We start from the raw sequence: 1092 nt of genomic DNA, 5'->3' as shown, positions 1-1092 counted from the left end.
CTATATGGACATCCTGACCAAGGAGCGCCGGGGTGACTATCTCGGTGCGACGATCCAGGTCGTTCCGCACGTCACCAATGCCATCAAGGAATTCGTCCTCACCGGCAATGAAGACTATGACTTCACGCTGGTCGAGATCGGCGGCACGGTCGGCGACATCGAGAGCCTGCCCTTCCTCGAATCCATTCGCCAGATCAGCCAGCAGCTGCCGCGCGGCCAGTGCATCTTCACGCATCTCACGCTGCTGCCCTATATCCCGACGGCCGGAGAACTGAAGACGAAGCCGACCCAGCATTCGGTTGCGGAGCTGCGTTCGATCGGCATCCAGGCCGATATCCTGCTCTGCCGCACCGACCGCGAAATCCCGCGTGAGGAACGCCGCAAGCTCGCTTTGTTCTGCAATGTCCGCGAAACCGCGGTGATCGAGGCCCGGGACGTTGCTTCGATCTATGACGTGCCGCTGTCCTATCATGCCGAAGGGCTCGACACCGAGGTTCTGGCGGCGTTCGGCCTGGACGCCGGCGAAGCGCCCGACCTGAGCAACTGGCGGCGCATTTCCGAGCGCGTGAAGAATCCCGAGGGCGAAGTCACGATCGCCATCGTCGGCAAATACACCGGCATGAAGGACGCCTATAAGTCCCTCATCGAGGCCCTGATGCACGGCGGCATCGCCAACCGGGTCAAGGTCAATCTCGACTGGATCGAATCGGAGGTCTTCGAGAAGGAAGACCCGGCTCCCTTCCTGGAGCATGTCCACGGCATCCTGGTTCCCGGCGGCTTCGGACATCGCGGTGCCGAGGGCAAGATCAAGGCGGCGACCTTCGCCAGGCAGCGCAAGGTTCCCTATTTCGGCATCTGCTTCGGCATGCAGATGGCGGTGATCGAGGCAGCTCGTTCGCTCGCTCAGATCGAGAAGGCCAATTCGACCGAGTTCGGCCCCACCGAGGAGCCTGTCGTCGGCCTGATGACCGAATGGATGCGCGGCAACGATCTCGAGATGCGTGCGGCCGGTGGCGATCTGGGCGGCACGATGCGGCTCGGCGCCTACGCCTCAAAGCTGGCCCCTGGCTCGAAGATCGCCGAGATTTACGG

General features: G+C 62.6%; 1 protein-coding gene. It reads left to right on the top strand.

Annotation, left to right across the window (positions count from 1 at the left end; all coding sequences use genetic code 11):
* A partial coding sequence (locus AC1DJT_RS36865) for a CTP synthase (RefSeq protein ID WP_476836080.1) occupies positions 1-1092 on the top strand: 1092 nt, incomplete at both ends.

The organism is Allobosea sp. 05T422_2 (genome assembly GCF_056396265.1).
This window is presented reverse-complemented; position numbering and strand designations above follow the sequence as displayed.